Below are 15874 nucleotides of genomic sequence, written 5' to 3'. Positions count from 1 at the left end.
GGACCTTGGCCGCTGCCGATCGCCAGTCATATCCCAGGCCCCAGGTCTCGATCAGGGCGCGCAGTCCTGAGCCCTGGCCGTACACCTCGACTCGCTCACCCACCGTGCGGCCACGTGAGCCTGCACCGCAGCGTCGATCATCTGGCCGGTCAGCGCGGGCTTGGTTGCCAAAGGGGTGGAGGCGGGCATACTCGCGGTGTCACGGCGGCCGTGGTCAGCCGCCCAGGAGGTAGGCGGCAGGTACTGTCGCCGGTCGATCAGCGCCCGGCCGCGCGGTGAGGCGTAGGCCGGGAATACGCCGATCTGTTTCGAGCCGTCCCGCGGTGCCGGTGTACTGCCCTTGCACTCCAGCCGACCCCGTGTCCTTCTTGACAATTCGGTTTCGTCCGCGATCAGCACTCCGTCGGGGTGGCCGACGTCGTCGTTCACGTAGGCGCACAGGTCGTCGCGGAGAGGCCCGACCCAGCGGGCGGTGCGCGGCAGGTCGTTGCATAGCTTCGGGGCCGGTGTGACCGGCGTGTTCGGTCAGGTTCCAGCAGTTCTTGCGTTCGACATCGGATAGCAGGCCCGTCAGGTAGGCACCGGCGGTGCGCCGGGGTTCCCGGTTACCGAACCGAGGAGCGATTCGGGCCATCAGCGCATCGAACCCGTGTTGCCAGCCGTCAGGGTCTGGCCATGGTCACGGCTACCGCGCGATCTTGTCGTGTCAGCACAAATACTGATTATCGCGCGGTGGCCGTCCTCGTGCCCGCCCAACCAGGGAGATCACGACTTTTCACTGGAGTATTAGCCGTCTGACATGACTTGGCTTGCCCGAGCGGCGGCCTCCACAACCGCGCCCCAAAGCGGGGAGCGGAGATAGTCGGCGTCAGGGCGTTCGGTCCCGAGATCGGCAAATATATTTTCTAGAGCACGAGCTACAGAAATGAGCGCGTCGGCCTCGTCTCTCGACTTGAGATATATTCCGACCGCCGATATAGGGTCCTCCAACACCGCAGTATCATCGTACAAGATGTGAATATTTTGGGTGAAATCATCATAGTACCCTGGCTGAGGGTATAGACGCTCTACCCAGACCCGTTGTTGATAGTCGACGTCCGCCAGTGACTTGATGGCCAAAACCACCTCGGCGCGCGCCTCTGGATACTTTACGTTCGTCATGGCTTATTCCATTGAGACCATTTCGACCACTCAGAGAACGGTATGTGGGCATCTTCGGGATGTTCCCTTATAGAGCCGTCTATTGGTTTTCCGTTCCTTCCGATAACCTTGCCATGGTCGCGTACTATGACATGGTCGCGTTGCTGTGTCGGCTGTGGATTGTTGGGATCCCCCTTATCGATTCTGACACCGGAGCCCTGATTTTTCGGATCCTGCCACCGGGTGCCCACTCCTTTCTTGTTTGGACGCCCGGGTCCCCACTCTGGGGGAATCTTCGATATTGGTTGACCGGTTGGCGTCCAGCATGGAGTGGAATTGTGGACGAGCACATCCTGTGTGCCTACTGTGACATAGTACGTGTGAGGGCCGGCGACCGAGAGATTGTACACCCTCGCACCTGCTGTCCACTTCCTCACGGCGGTCAGCTTGGCATGATCGTCAGCGACGGTCTTCAGGGACGTACCTGTGCCAAGCATCCTCGCTGTTACCCACTTACCGAGTCGCGGAACCCAGAAAGGATGCCCATCGGTTGCGGTTAGTGTATTCGGAGGTCTCTTCTGTTCTGGGTCCGCGTCGACGGCGACCTGCACCAGACTTTTGACGCCTGAGCCATCTATCAGTGCAAGAACCAAACCAGGGCCGGTCTTCCCTGTTAACGGATCGGTGGTGAGAACCCAGTCGCCCACCCGTACCTGTTCGATGGGTTTATGAGTGCCGTCGGCCATCAGCACCAAGGTTCCGAGTACGAAACTGTTGGGGACACAGGGGACGTCGCGTAGCCATTCTGGAACACGGGTAACCGGGGGGACTCGGACGAAAGAGTCCGCTTCACCCAGCCTGCCGGCTGTATTCCAGAAGTTGCGCCACGGGTCATCGCCTGCATCGCAGCCACTCACAAAGCATTTCCACCACTCGGGCGGATCTATTTGAGGAAGTTTGATGATGGGGCCAGGCAAGGACTCGTACGGGTCTGGCAGCGGGGGGCCAGGGTCGAACACAGGGCTGAACCGGGGCGTGTTGCCGCATCCGGCACAGTAGGTCAGATCGGGCCTGGGTGCGGGACAGTCCGGATCGGGCGAGCTCAGGTTGCAGTTGAGCACGGGCGGGACAGGTTCGCCCGGTGGAATCTGACATTTGTTCTTCGATGTGCAGTCTTTTCCGCCCCCCAATGGCGGGTCGCAATAGCCCTTGTTAGGCCCGTGGCTGCAGTCGATGGTGGGTTTCGGATTGGGCTTGGGCTGAGGCCGGGCACCGCCACCGCCACCGCCACCGCCACCACCGCCGCCACCACCGCCACCGCCGCCACCACCACCGCCACCGCCACCGCCACCACCGCCACCGCCACCGCCACCGCCACCGCCACCGCACGGGTTAGGGGTGGAGGCGATCGTGGCCCACGCTGAAGATTTTCCGCAGCCGCCTTCGGGAAATTTGTAGCCTGGCTGACAAGGGCTCGGGTTCGGGTTGGCGGACGCCTTGGACTCTGGGGATCCCCATAGCTCGGGACAATTGGGAACATGTCCTGAGTCATCAATTGCAGTCAGCGGATTGGCGTCCGCGTAGGTGTAACGGTTATTGCGGACGGATGGTGCGGGAATCCGTGTCCACGTATCTCTGCTGGCGAAGGTGCCTGTGCCGGGCTGGTACCAGCGGGCGTGCATGTTGACTTTGCCGGTCGCGGGATCGGTGAATTCGCCTTGGTAGCCGAGCTGGTGCTTGGGTCCGGTTCTGGCAGCGTCCTCGCCGAAGGGGGTGTAGGCGGCGGAGTCGGCCAGTGAGGTGGCGGTGCCTGCGAAGGTTCCGATGAGGTCGCCGTGTTGGTCGGTGTAGGCCAGGCGTGGGCCGGCGCCGTCGGAGATGCCGATGGGTTCGCCGTCGATGCCGCGGCTGTAGCTGGCCAGATTGACGCCGCTGGCGTCGGTCATGGCGACGATGTCGTTAGCCAGGTCACCGTAGAGGTAGCGGCTGACTGTGCCGCCTTGGTTGCGGCTGGTGACGCGGTCGAGGGCGTCGTAGGCGTAGACGGCCTCGCCGTCGCTGGTCATGCGGTCCAGCGCGTCGAACTGCAGGATCTTTGTGACGCTGGCCTTGTTCTCGGTGGCGGTGGTGCCGCGGGCGGTGTAGGTGTAGCTGGTCCCGTCACCTGACATCAGCCGGTTGCGTTCGTCGTAGGCGAAGGTCTTTGAACCGGTCTTGGTGCGGTTGCCGGAGTCGTCCCACTCGTAGTCGGTAACCGCTCCGCCGGGGGCGGTCCAGGAGATGAGCCGATTGCTGCGGTCGTAGCTGTAGATGTTGGTGCCCGCGCCGGCGAATCCGGTGGTGGTCTTGGTGGTGAGGTTGTCGTCCAGGTCGTAGCCGTAGCCGATGGAGGCGATGCCCGCACCGGTGGAGGTTTTGAGGGTGTCGCCGGTGAGGCGGTCCATCGAGTCGTAGGTGTAGGCGCGCTTGGCGCGGCTGCTGCCGTGGTCGATGCCGGTGAGGCGGTCGGCGTTGTCGTAGCCGTAGGTGAGCGTGGTGCTGGTGACCGGGTCGGTCATGGTCTTGAGCCGGTCGGCGGCGTCCCAGGTGAACGCGGCGGTGCCCGCGGCGTCGGTGCGCTGGGTCAGCCGGTCGTTGGCGTCGTAACCGAAGCTCGACAGCGTGCTGGAGGTGCCGGTTTTGGCGGTGGTCAGCAGTAGGCCGCGGTCGTTGTAGTCGAAGACCAGATCACCGGCCATGGTGGGCCGTCCGGCCAGGTCATAACCGAAGGCGTTGGTCTGGGTGGCGGCCTCTGCGCCGGTGCCAGCTTCTCTGATTAGCCGGTCGAGGTTGTCATAGGTGTTGGTGGCGCGTACGTTGCCTGGCTGCAGCACGCCGACCTGGTTGCCAGAGGCGTCGTAGCTGAAGGTCCAGGTCCGGTCGGCTAGATCCGGGTGAGCCTGCGTGGCCGGCTCGATCCGGGATTCCACTAGGCCTAAGGTGTTGTAGCTATTCAGCGTGACGTTGCCGCGCCCGTCGGTGTAACGGGTGCGCTGGCCCTCGGCGTTGTAGCCGAAGGAGGTGGTGATGGTCTTGGTGGCCGAGACCGGCTCGACCAGCTGCGTGAGACGGTCGGCGGCGTCGTAGGTGCGCTGGGTGCTGTGGCCTTCGGGGCTAATCTGGCCGGTGAGGTTGCCGGCGGCGTCGTAGGCGAAGCCGTAGGTGCGCAGAACGGTGCCTGAGGCGTTGAGGTCCTTGACGGCGGTCTTGCGGCCAGCCGGATCGTACTCGGCGATGGTGGCGTTGCCCAGGGCGTCGGTGACCTTGGTGGTGCGCCCGGCCAAGTCGTACTCGAAGGTGGAGGAATGGTTCAGCGCGTCGGTCTGGGTGCGGATCTCTCCAGCCGCGTTCACGTCGGCGTGGATACGGTTCCCGGCTGGCTCGACCACCGCCACCAGGTTGCCCGCAGTGTCGTATTCGGCCTTGGTCGTGAGCGCCACGGCGGTGGGCTTGCGCTCCAACTGGGTCGAGGTAATCTGCCGGCCAAGCCCGTCGTAGGTGCCCTCGATGCGGGAGCCGGTCGGGTCGGTGGACGACAGGGGCTCACCGGTGAGGGTGTAGGTGTAGTCCCAGGCGCCCCGCGCGGCGCCGGAGGTGGCGGGCGGGGCGGTGATGCGAACCTGGCGGCCCAGCACGTCGTAGGTGATGTCGGCGACGTTGCCCCGCGGATCGGTGATCGAGGTCATTCGCCCGGCCGCGTCGTAGCCGTAGGAGAGCTGGGGCGTGATCGGCGTACCACCCGGTGGGGTGTAGGCAGCATTGGTGACGGAGGTGATCCGGCCCGCCTTATCGTAGGAAATTATCCCGGCGCGGCCCTCGGGGCGCTTCTCGTGGGTCTGCTCGCCTGCGGTGTTGTACCCGGCAAGCGTGGTGGGGCGCTCTGTCACCGCCGCACCGCCGCCGCGTTCGACCTTGACCGATGGCTCCTGGACCTTGACGGTCCGGCCGAGGGCGTCGTAGTCGATCAGAGAGGTGTAGTCCATCCGGGTGGTGCCAGAGACGTTGCCGCGTGGGTCGGTGATCTCGGTGGCCAGGCCACGATCATCCAGCTTCCAGGTGGTCGTCAGATCGGTGGTGCCATTCTCCACCGTCTGCTCGACCATCCGGTTGCCCGCGTTGTACTGGTAGGAGGTGATCTCGGTGCGAGTGCTGTCGGTGGCGGTCAGGGTCTGCCGGGTGACGTTGGTGTTGGCGTCGTAGGTGTAGGCGGTCTTGCGACCCAGTCCCGCCGGGTCAAGCGTGGCGCTGGTCATCCGGCCCGAGGCGTCATACACGTAGTCGACCCGTGTCTTGTTGCCGCCGGCGTCCTGGCGGGTCAGATTGCCTGCGGCATCGTAGGTGGCCTTGGACAGCACCACGTCCACCGGGGTGGTGGAGTCGTTCAGCCGGACATCGTCGGCGACCCTTTGCTCCAGCGCGTCGTCATCGAAATAGGTGTAGCGGATGGTGCGGCCCAGCGCGTCGGTCTCAGAGGCCAGCCGTCCGCCCTGGTCGTAGGCGTAGGATTTGATGACCACGTCCTGAGCAGGCTGGGGGTTGGTCGGGCTGCCGGTCCACCCCTTCAAGGTGACCGTCGCCTTCTGCCCGCGCGCGGTGTAGCCATAGTTGTAGGTGGCGCCAGCTGCGTCGACCGTGGCGACCACCTGACCCTTATGGTCATAGCTGGTCTGCTGGATGCCGCCTTCCGGGCTGGTGACCTTCTCCACTCGGCCGTAGGTGTCGTACTCGTAGGTTGTCGTCCGGGCCGGATCACCGCCGGTCAGGTCCGACAGCGTCTCGGTCAGCTTGTTGCCGTCGCCGTCGTAGCTGTAGCCGGTCTGGGCGGTGTGGGTGACGTTGCTGATCGGATTCTTCACCCCGGGGCCGGTCTGGGTAGCCAGCCGGCCCAAGGCGTCATAGGAAAAGGTCGTGGTGCTGGTCACCGACCCCAGCGGGTCTGGATCGGGGTCGGGGGCGGTGATGGGGGTGTCCTTGTCGTCCTGGATCTCTGAGGCCGTCAGTGCGCGGTTGTAGACGCGTACCTCGTCGATGAGGCCGGTGAAGTACTCGCCCCAGGTGCTGTTGCCGCCGATCCGCAGTGGGCCGTCGTCGGCGCGCAGCGCGCCAGTGAAGTCGGTCTCGGCGGTCTTGGTGCCGTTTAGGTAGAACGCCAGCTTGGAGCCGTCGTAGGTGAGCGCCAGGTGCGACCAGGTCCCGATGGGGATGTCCTGGGAGGAGTTGACGCTACCTTCAGTGCCGCTGGTGTTGACCGCCCAGCCGTTGGGCTGGGACCCGTTGGAGGCGTACAGCGCGTACGACAGGCCGCCGTCGAACTCCTTCATCAGCACCTGGCGCCAGTTGTCCAGGACAGTGGGGTTGACCCACGCCATCACGGTCATGCCGTCCGACAGTCGCAGCGACGGGGAGTCGGGGACCGTGACCAAGGAGGAGGCGCCGTTGAACGACAGCGCCTTGCCGAACTTGCCGGAGTTGGACCAAGTGGTGTCGGTGGCGGTACCGGCCTGGGAGTGCCCGGAGTCGTCGGCGATCGCGGTTCCGGTCCCGGCGTTGAGCCCGTAGGCGGCCACCAGCCCGTCCTCCGACAGTGTGGACGCCGCCGGCGTCGGTGGATCTTCCTGGCCGCCGGTGATCTGGCTGCTGGAGGTTCTACGTCCGATCGCGTCGTAGGTGTGCTTGACCACCAAACCCGTGGGCTCGGTCACCTGCGCCAGGTCACCGGCGGCGGTATAGGCGAACGTGCGCTGGTTGCCCTTAGGGTCGGTCTCGGTCTTCAAAAGCCCCGCAGGGGCGGTCCCGCCACCGATGGCCGCCTCGGTCCCGTCGGTGTAGGCGTAGGTGGTGGAGCGCCCGTTGGGGAAGTCGCCGGTAGCGGGCGTGGTCTCTTTGGACTTCTCGCCGAAGGTCGTGTACTCCCACTTGGTGGCGTAGGTGTTGCTGGTGCTGCTGGTGGAGCGGGCGTCGCGGTAGGCCGTCACCTGGTCGTTGCGCGGGTCGAACTTGTCTGTGGGGTTGAGGTAGTACGAGGCGTAGGAGGTCTGGCAGTTCCCCGCGGCCCGGCACTTGGTCATGCTGAGCTCGTTGCCGCGTTCGTCGTGTGTGGCCTGGGTGGTATTGCCGTTCCTGTCGGTGATCTTCCCGACGTAGCCGCCGACGTCGTACTCGTACTTGGTGATCTTGCCCAGCTGGTCGGTCTGGCTGGTAGTCCGCAGCACGCGCAGCGCGTCGTGCGTGGAGACCAACGTGCCGTTGTGCGGGTCGGTCACGGTGATCGTCGCCTGCGGATCCCCCTGGGAGTCCTCACCGTATTGCGGAACTCCCAGCTGCCACTGCCCACCGTTGCGATCGGTGTGGGTCTGCAGGCGCCCGCCGTCGGCGGCGTAGACGTTCTGCGCCCACACCCGGCCGGACGGCAGCGTCGAATTGGCCATCTGCCCGGCGGCCGCACCGGCCTGATAGTGCGCCAGGATCTCTGCCGCCGGCAGCGACCTGCTGTAGGTGGCGAACTCGTCCACATCACCCTGGAAGGGGAAGACCTGCACCGAACTGGTCGAGGACGGCCAGGCCGAGGAGGTGTACCCCGATCCGAGCCGGGTGTCGTACTGGTCGCGATGGTCGATGGCGCCGGTGCGCGTGCCGATCGCCTGGCCGTCCAGGTACAGCACCTGGCTGTTGCCGTCTCCGGTCAGCGCCACGTGATGCCATTGGCCGTTGTTCACCGCGGCCGAGCTGGTGATCGGGTTGGCCAGGCCGTTCCAGAACTGGCCGCGCAGCTTGCCGTCGGTGCCCACATAAAGCGCTGGGGTGAAGTTCTGCGGGGTCCCGGAGTAGACGTAGGTGTTATGCCCCAGGATGACACCCGAGCCGGAGGTCTTGAACCAGCCCTCGACGGTCAGGTGGCTACTTGCACCGAGCACCGAGTAGGAAGGCAGAACGATGTAGGTGCCAGAGGAGGTGCCCGCCAGCCGCACCGCGGTATCCGTCGACCCGCCCAGCGCCCCGGCCACTCCGACCGTGGCGTTGTAGGCCGAACCGCTGAACGAGGCGTCACCACCGCCCAGCAACCGGCCGAGCGCACCCGCCAGCTTGGAGCCCGCCGAGCCGGTGCCCTCGTTCAACCGCCAATAGTAGGAGGGCGTGGAGTTCACCACCGCGGTGCTGTAGCGCGAGGCGTCCTGGTAGGCGTAGGTGGTGCACGCGGTGGACGAACCCGGGGCACAGACCTTGGTCAGCTTGTGACCGTCGTAGGTGTAGGACCAGGTCAGCGACGTCCCGTTGACCGGGTCGGTGGAGATGGCCGTCACGTGGCCGCCGGTCCAGGTGAAGGTCAGTGACCGGCCGCCGGTCGCGGTCACCGTGGCCAGCTTGCCGCCGGTGCCGTACACCAGATCCTGCGCACGCCCCCGGTTATCGGTGATCTTGGTGACCCGGCCCTGCGCGTCGAACAGATAGGAGGTGGCCGACTTGTCCATCAGCCGCCACCCGCCACCGGACACCGTCGCCAGCGTGGCGTAGGCGCCCATCGGCGGAGCGTAACTCCCATCACCCTTGGACCCGAACCGCGCCTGACGGCCGTCGGGATAGGTGACCAGCACCGTCTGGGTCTGCGTCTCATCGACCAGGCGCATGTCCCACCGAGTGCTCCACCCCGAGCCGAACATGCCGTCGGTCCGCGGGTCCAGGCTGTTATAGGTGCGCGTGGTCGTCAGCGGCGGACCGACCGTGGCCACCGTCGCATCGGTCACCGTCTGGGTGTAGTTGCCCACCACCTGGTTGAACTCACGCCCGTCCACCCCTGCGCCCAGCAATGCGTTGACCGACGGCTGCTCGGGCTGCGCGGTAAGGGTGATCCACGGCGAAGTCGTGGTCAGCCCGTTGGAGGTGTCCTTGGCCGAGACCTTCCACCACGCCTGCTTGCCCCACTTCAGATTGCCGCCCGTCACATCCCACGTGCTCGCCGGGATCCACTGACTGTCCGAGCACCAATCCCAGGTACCCGACGGTCCCAACGGGCCCGAGCAGATTGTGAAGTAGTAGTTCACCTCGGCGCCCGTCGTCGAACTGGCCGATGCCCGCAGCGTCGGTGCCAAGGACCCGACCAGGGTGTTGTTCGCCGGCCAGTAGCCCGACAGCGAGGGAGGTTGCGGCTGCGGCTGCACATAACACGGGCCCCGGTCCTGCCAGGCGTTCGTGCCGAGCGGCGGCAGCGACGTACTCCACTGCGCCTGGAAATCGTGGGGCTCGGTCATCCCCTGGGTGGTGTTGTAATACGAAACGATCGCGCCTGCCGAATACGAGCCGAGGGGCGACCATTGCGGGTGGTAGCAGTTCCGGTCGGCCGCAACGGCAACCGCCGCCGAGCGGCGAGGTAAGTCAGGAAGCTTCTTACCACCCTTCGCAGGATGTTTGGAAAGCCTTTGACGGGCCTCCAACGGCAAAGCGCCCTTGGGTCGCTTCAGTGGAGCGCTGACATTCTCCAGCTGCCCCTCGGCTCTTGTCGCCTCAACAGGAACCGCATGCGGGCGCCCCGCCGCCGACCCCGTCCCCTGCACCGGAGTGTCCACATGCGAGGTATCGATCCGTACACCTGGCAGAGCGACCGTCCTGGCTGCAGCGGGAGGAGCCAGATCCTCCGGAACCGCGACCCCCGAAATCAACACCGCCATCGCCCCGGCGAACAAAACCGCAACCGTCAATCGCCGAGAACACCACCAACGCCGCATGAAGTCACCCCCCGTGAGCACGTCAAAAGGAACCGCAGACCTCGCCAGGCAGGTGAAATCTCGGCCTTTAAGCAATCCTCCAGTTGATCACTTACGAGTGCTGTTGGAACATATGTTGGAGGTCGACAGAAAGGCAACAGTGATCTAAATCACACTACGTGATCCGCTGGACGGCACACGGTTGGTAACCATTAGTGGGCGGCACTCGATAAATCGGTGGTCTCAATTCAGGTTTATCGGGTTTGGACAAAACGTGTGCGTTGAAGACGAAGTCCTGATACCCCTATAGGTCTCAGAACCAGCTGGCGGTGCGGACAGACCGTCCAGGCCACAGATCGCTCGCCACGACGGCGTTCATCCGGGAGGACCGCGGCGGCAAGGTCTTCCTGGACTCGACCCGGGCCGGAGGCGCGACCGTGGCCGCCGCCTACAGCCCGCGCGTCCGTCCGGGCGTGCCGGTGTCGTTCCCCGTGGCGTGGGAGGAACTGGACCGGGTCGCGCCGGGCGACTTCACCCTGCGCACGGCGGCCCGCCTGGTCGCGGACGCCGACCCGTGGGCGGCGCTCATGCCCGCCCCGCAGCGGCTGCCCGCCGACCTGGCGGACGAACCAAGCCGCCAGCGGACCGCTGCGTGAGGCCGCGGTGGCGGTGGTCTGAGCCCGTGCGGCGCGCGTGGTTGACCCTGGAATGTCCGGGTGGGCATGGTGGGCGGGTGACCACCGACGAGACGCGGGACGGAGTGCCGCTCACCAATCTCGACCAGCCGCTCTTCGACGGGGCGGGCGCGACCAAGCGTGACCTGGTCGACTATCTGGACGCCGTCGCCGACCGGATCCTGCCCGCGCTGCGCGGGCGGCCGCTCTCGGTGATCCGTGTGCGCCAGGGCCAGGAGCCGTTCATGCAGAAGAACGTCCCGAAGTACGCCCCGGACTGGTTGCGGACGGTGACGCTGTGGGCGGAGACCTCGCGGCGCGAGGTCTCCTACGCCCTGTGCGACGACCGGCGCACGCTGCTGTGGTTCGCCAACCAGCGGGCCGTCGAGTACCACCCGGGACTGGTCACGGCCGATCGCCTGGACTCGCCCACCCACCTGATCCTCGATCTGGACCCGCCGGAGGGCGACGCGTTCGCGATGGCCGTGCGGGCGGCCCTGCTCGTCCGTCAGGCGCTCGCCGCCGACGGACTCGCGGGCGCGGTCAAGACCAGCGGGTCCAAGGGCGTGCACGTCTTCGTCCCGCTGGAGCCGGGCGCCGCCATGGAGGACGTCGCGGCGGCCACCCGGGCGGTCGCCGCGCGCGCCGAGCGGCTGGACCCGGCGCTCGCCACGACGGCGTTCATCCGGGAGGACCGCGGCGGCAAGGTCTTCCTGGACTCGACCCGGGCCGGAGGCGCGACCGTGGCCGCCGCCTACAGCCCGCGTATCCGTCCCGGCGTGCCGGTGTCGTTCCCCGTGGCGTGGGAGGAGCTGGACCGGGTCGCGCCGGGCGACTTCACCCTGCGCACGGCGGCCCGCCTGGTCGCGGACGCCGACCCGTGGGCGGCGCTCATGCCCGCCCCGCAGCGGCTGCCCGCCGACCTGGTGGAGGAGGGCCACACGATCCCCGTCGCCCGCGTGCAGGCCATGCACGAGGGCAAACGCCGCGCCCGCGCGCGACGGGGCTGAGGGTCAGGGGCCCTCGGGGTCGACCGCGTCCTTGTCCGCCCAGAACGGGGTGACCAGCTCGCGGATGCGGTCCGCGCCGACCCGGTTCAGCAGCTCCAGCGCGGCGACGTTGTCGACGAGCTGCTCCATGCGGCTGGCGCCGAACAGCACCGTGCTGGTCGCCGGGTGGCTGAGCGCGAAGGCGACGCAGAGCTGCGCCGGGCTGGCCGACAGGTCCGCGGCCACGGCGGCGAGCTTCGGCGCCGACTCCACGATGCGCTGCCTGATGTCGCCGGGGTCGCGGCCGACCTGGCGGCTCTCCCCCGTCTTGCCCACCAGGATGCCGCCCTCCATGACGTCGGACGCCTCCAGGGTGATGCCGGCGCCCCACACCTCCTTGAAGGGCTCGCCGTCGGCGATCGAGCGGCGGGAAGGGCTGTACTTGAGCTGCGCCATCTGGGGGCCGGGCGACCCGGCCGCCAGGGCGTGCTCCCTGAGGGTGAGGATCGAGGTGGCCGACCAGTTGTTGACGCCGTAGCAGCCGATGACGCCGTCGGACTCCAGCGCGGCCAGGTCCTCGGCCAGGCGGCGCAGGTCCAGGTCGTCGCGGCGGATGTCGCCGAGGATCACGATGTCGGCGTGGGTGAGGCCGACGCGGAACAGGGCCCGGTCGAGCTGCTCGCGCAGCGACATCTCCGGGTACGGCTCCAGCCACATCTTGGAGGACAGCACGTACTCGTCGCGCTCCACGCCGGCGGCGCGGATCATCGCGGAGAACAGCACGTCGGTGAACACCGGCGGCATGCCGGGGAACCCGTAGACGCCGACGTCGAACAGGTTGATCCCGAGGTCGACGGCGTGGCGGATCATGGCCACGGCGTCCTCGAAGTGCATGCGGTCGTAGGTGTGCCAGGACCCGAGGGACAGCAGGGAGACCTCGGGGCCGTGGGTGCCGGCCCTGCGCAGAGGGACGACCTTATTTCGCTCGGAGGTTCGCTCGGACATCGGACTCCTCGGTCGTGCGGTGGTGCGGACAGCGGTGTCACCGGCGGATTCACGGCATGCGGAACACGCCGCACGGCGTGAATCCGCCGGGGTGGGAGAAGTGAGGATCAGGGAAGCCAGGGGTGGACGACGGCCTTGACCTGCTCCAGGCGCGACATGGCGGCCAGCGCCTCGGAGGCGCCGCCGAGCCCGACGGGCGCGCTGAACAGCGCGTCCCACGGGAAGCGCGACTGGAACGTCCGCAGGAACTCCACGGAGTCGTGGTAGTCGCCGATGTCGCCGTTGAGGGAGCCGAGGACGTTCAGCTCCTTGCCCATGATCGTCCCGAGCGCGAGGGGGTCGGGCCGGGGGCCGGTGGTGCCGACGATGACGAAGGTGCCGCCGAACGCGGCGGCGTCCACGGCCTCGGCGCCGATGCCGGGCGCGCCGGCGAGGTCGAGCACGAGGTCGGCGCCGCGCCCGCCGGTGGCCTCCATGACGGCGGCGCGCCTGCTCTCGGCGTCGCCGTCCAGGCCGATGGTGACGTCGGCGCCGAACCGCTTGGCCAGTTCGAGCCGGGAGTCCGGCGCGCCGACGGTGATGACCGTGCGGGCGCCGGAGGCGCTCGCCACCGCCGTGGCGACGATGCCGAGCGCTCCGGCGCCCTGGACGAGGACGGTGGACCCGATGCGAACGCCTCCCGCGCGGTCGAAGGCGTGCAGCACGGTCTTGACGGCGCAGCCTGCGCTGGCCGCCCAGGTGTCCTTCACGTCCTCGGGCAGCAGCAGCTTCTGCGCGCCCGGCGTGACGTAGTCGTACTCGGCCAGACCGGCGGTGGAGTACGGGAAGCGGTCGGACCGCTGGAGGAAGCCGTACCCGCGGTTGGAGCAGGCCACGGGGTTGCGGACGACCGTGCACCCGTAGCAGTGGCCGCAGGTGGACTCCGACCAGCCGATGCGCTGCCCGGGCTGGACGGGGCGGCCGAGGGCGTCGGCCGTCCCCGCCCCGGCCGCGACCACGGTGCCGACCATCTCGTGGCCGAGCACCATGGGCAGCATCCCGGGGAACGACATGGCGCCGGTCCAGATGTGCACGTCGGTCGCGCACAGCGTCGCGCAGTCGACCTTGACGATCGCCGCGCCGGGCTCGATCTCGCCCGGCAGCGGAAGCTCCTCGATGGCCAGCGGCTCCCCGTGGGCGGTCAGGACGGCCGCGCGGGTCGCTGTGGGAACTGACATGCGGTGAATCTCCGATCGGTTATCTGCTGTGCGCGGTGTCCCAGACCTCGTGGCGGCTGCGCCACCACAGCAGGACGAGGATCACCAGGAAGGGGACCACGCCCCGGTACTGCTGCACGGGCTCCCAGAAGGCGGCGAAGCCCTCCAGGCAGCCGAGCAGGATTCCGCCGAGGAGCGTGAGCGGGAGGCTGCGGAAGGCCCCCACCATCGCGACCGCGAGCGCGGTCGCGATGAGGCCGCCCAGCGTGGAGAAGTCGCCGCCCAGGCGGGGCGCCACGATGAGGATGACCAGCGTGGTCAGGGCGCCGATGGCCACCCACACCGCCATGGCGAGGCGGGGGGCCGGGATTCCGACGACCTGCGCGGTCTCGGGGCGCTCGGAGAGGGCCTGCAGGCGCAGGCCCACTCCCGTCCTGCTCAGAAGGAGTCCCACGCCGACGGTGATCAGCACCGCGAAGGCGAGCGAGACCAGCACCGCCTGCGGGACCACGACGTCGCCCACGGTGAAGGCGGGCGAGTCGAACGGCCGCGGGAAGTTGCGGGCGCCCGACGTGTTGTTGCCGAAGATCCGCAGGCCGGCGGCCATGAGGGCCACGTAGATCGCGACCGTGACGGCCGCCTTGGTGCGCTCGTCGTGCCCGGAGAACCAGCGGACGAGCACCGCGCCGAGCAGCCCCGACAGGGCCGCTCCCGCGGCCACGCCGAGGATGAGGGCGGGCCACACGTTCAGCCCGGCCTCGGTCAGCGACACCATCGTGAACGCCCCCACGGCGCCGGTGGCGGCCATGGCGAAGTTGACCACGGCGACGAGCCGATAGGTCAGCACCACGCACAGGCCCAGCAGGGCGTAGACCCCGCCGCTGGTCAGGCCGGCGATGATGGAGTTCAGCATCGGACAGACTCCTTCTGGAAAACGCCCGAGGGCTAGTTCTTGCCGGGGACGATGAAGCCCTCGGGAAGGACCTGCCACTTACCGTTCAGAACCTTGACGAAGCGGCTGCCCTCGATCGGGTTGTGCGCGTTGCCCGGTCCGAACACGTAGGGCGTGCCGACCATCGGGTACTGGATGGGCTTCATGTTCTTGAAGGCGTTGGTGACCGACTCGCGGGTGATGTCACCCTTGATGCCCTTGAGAACCTCGACGAAGACGTCGGCCGCCATGACCGCGCCCTGGCTGAACGCCGTCCGCTGGATCTTGTTGGCGTCGACGATCTTGGACCAGCGCTCGTTGCCCGGCAGCGTGGCGTCGGTGTACGGCTGCCACTCGGTGCCCGCGTAGGCGTTGATCTTCGCGGGGATGAGCGCGGCGTTGGCGTCGGTGTAGCTGTTGGCGCCCATGATGAAGTCGACGTCGGTCATGCCCTGCGTGGCCGCCTGCGCGAACCACGGGCCGACCTGCGCGTTGTAGAGGATGGCCTGGCAGCCGGCCGCCTTGGCCTTGACCAGGTACGGCGTCGGGTCACCCTGGCCGACCGACAGGTCCTTCACCGTGAGGGACTTGCCCGTGATGTCGGTCCACTCCTTGATGGCGGTCTCGATGCCGCCGCCGCTGCCCGGGAGCACGGTGTAGTACATGCACACCTTGTCGCGCTTCAGGGTCTCGGAGGCGTAGTAGAGCATCGCCGTGATCAGCTTGAACGGACCCGGGTTGACCGGGGCGATGTTCGGGCTGCTGAAGCACGTCGCGTCGACGCCGACCGCGGGAATTGATACGATCTTGTTGTTACTGTAGGTGGCGCGGTTGAGGCCGCAGTCGACGGCGCTGGAGGACCCGACCAGCGCCACGACCTCCTCGGACTCGATGAGGTCGATCGCGGCCTCGGTGGACCGCTGCGGGTTCATCGCGTCGTCCTTGCTGATGAACTCCAGCTTGCGGCCGTTGATGCCGCCCGCCTTGTTGACCTCGTCGAAGACCGCCTGGACGGCCTTCGGGACCTCGGGGGTCTGGAACAGGCCCGTGATGCCGTTGATGGCGCCGATCTTGATGGGGCCGTCGGTTCCGCTATCGCCGCCGCAGGCGGAGGTGGCCAGGGCGAGGGCGGCCACCGCCACGATGCTGGTGAGAGAACGCTTCATTACTGCCGCTTTCCTGGGGGGTTGTTGGAGAGGTT

Annotated in this window: 9 protein-coding genes; 2 read left to right on the top strand and 7 right to left on the bottom strand. The window is 67.4% G+C overall.

Annotated elements, in window-relative coordinates; translation table 11 throughout:
• Positions 1–51: 51 nt before the first annotated feature.
• The 3 genes from BJ981_RS39670 to BJ981_RS20515 all read right to left on the bottom strand — a co-directional run bounded on the left by BJ981_RS39670 (position 52) and on the right by BJ981_RS20515 (position 9872).
• Complete coding sequence (locus BJ981_RS39670; RefSeq protein WP_446444262.1) at positions 52–399, bottom strand: transposase; 348 nt, start codon at positions 397–399, stop codon at positions 52–54.
• Between the two features lie 387 nt (positions 400–786).
• The gene (locus BJ981_RS20520; RefSeq protein ID WP_184612911.1) at positions 787–1161 is read right to left on the bottom strand and encodes an SCO4402 family protein; all 375 of its coding nucleotides are present in this window, start codon (positions 1159–1161) and stop codon (positions 787–789) included.
• A complete protein-coding gene (locus tag BJ981_RS20515; RefSeq protein ID WP_184612910.1) occupies positions 1158–9872 on the bottom strand; it encodes a LamG-like jellyroll fold domain-containing protein in 8715 nt (2904 codons plus the stop codon). Before BJ981_RS20515 ends, BJ981_RS20520 begins: the two co-directional genes overlap by 4 nt.
• Before the next feature lie 335 nt (positions 9873–10207).
• Between BJ981_RS20515 and ligD (BJ981_RS20510) the strand changes: the two genes are divergently transcribed.
• On the top strand, positions 10208–10534 hold the full coding sequence (gene ligD / locus BJ981_RS20510) for a non-homologous end-joining DNA ligase LigD (protein WP_221314741.1): 327 nt from the start codon (positions 10208–10210) through the stop codon (positions 10532–10534).
• A gap of 77 nt (positions 10535–10611) precedes the next feature.
• Positions 10612–11562 carry a non-homologous end-joining DNA ligase gene (gene ligD, locus BJ981_RS20505; protein WP_184612909.1) on the top strand — a complete coding sequence of 317 codons (951 nt, stop codon included), beginning with the start codon at positions 10612–10614 and terminating at the stop codon, positions 11560–11562.
• A gap of 3 nt (positions 11563–11565) precedes the next feature.
• Here ligD (BJ981_RS20505) and BJ981_RS20500 read toward each other — a convergent pair whose 3' ends face one another.
• From BJ981_RS20500 to BJ981_RS20485, 4 genes are all read right to left on the bottom strand, one after another.
• The gene (locus BJ981_RS20500; RefSeq protein ID WP_184612908.1) at positions 11566–12546 is read right to left on the bottom strand and encodes an aldo/keto reductase; all 981 of its coding nucleotides are present in this window, start codon (positions 12544–12546) and stop codon (positions 11566–11568) included.
• Positions 12547–12653: 107 nt separating this feature from the next.
• Complete coding sequence (locus BJ981_RS20495; protein ID WP_184612907.1) at positions 12654–13763, bottom strand: zinc-binding dehydrogenase; 1110 nt, start codon at positions 13761–13763, stop codon at positions 12654–12656.
• Between the two features lie 19 nt (positions 13764–13782).
• Positions 13783–14655 carry a branched-chain amino acid ABC transporter permease gene (locus BJ981_RS20490; RefSeq protein WP_184612906.1) on the bottom strand — a complete coding sequence of 291 codons (873 nt, stop codon included), beginning with the start codon at positions 14653–14655 and terminating at the stop codon, positions 13783–13785.
• A gap of 32 nt (positions 14656–14687) precedes the next feature.
• The gene (locus tag BJ981_RS20485) at positions 14688–15839 is read right to left on the bottom strand and encodes an ABC transporter substrate-binding protein (RefSeq protein ID WP_184612905.1); all 1152 of its coding nucleotides are present in this window, start codon (positions 15837–15839) and stop codon (positions 14688–14690) included.
• Positions 15840–15874: the final 35 nt, after the last annotated feature.

The sequence above is a fragment of the Sphaerisporangium krabiense genome, assembly GCF_014200435.1.
GTDB lineage: Bacteria > Actinomycetota > Actinomycetes > Streptosporangiales > Streptosporangiaceae > Sphaerisporangium > Sphaerisporangium krabiense.
The sequence above is the reverse complement of the archived record's forward strand: the minus strand, read 5'-3'. Positions and strand labels throughout refer to the sequence as shown.

Bases quoted from the DNA above. Each gene is read 5' to 3' on its own strand.
- BJ981_RS20495 (WP_184612907.1), bottom strand. From the start codon at position 13,763: ATGTCAGTTCCCACAGCGACCCGCGCGGCCGTCCTGACCGCCCACGGG.
- BJ981_RS20520 (WP_184612911.1), bottom strand. From the start codon at position 1,161: ATGACGAACGTAAAGTATCCAGAGGCGCGCGCCGAGGTGGTTTTGGCC.
- BJ981_RS20500 (WP_184612908.1), bottom strand. From the start codon at position 12,546: ATGTCCGAGCGAACCTCCGAGCGAAATAAGGTCGTCCCTCTGCGCAGG.
- BJ981_RS20490 (WP_184612906.1), bottom strand. From the start codon at position 14,655: ATGCTGAACTCCATCATCGCCGGCCTGACCAGCGGCGGGGTCTACGCC.
- BJ981_RS20485 (WP_184612905.1), bottom strand. From the start codon at position 15,839: ATGAAGCGTTCTCTCACCAGCATCGTGGCGGTGGCCGCCCTCGCCCTG.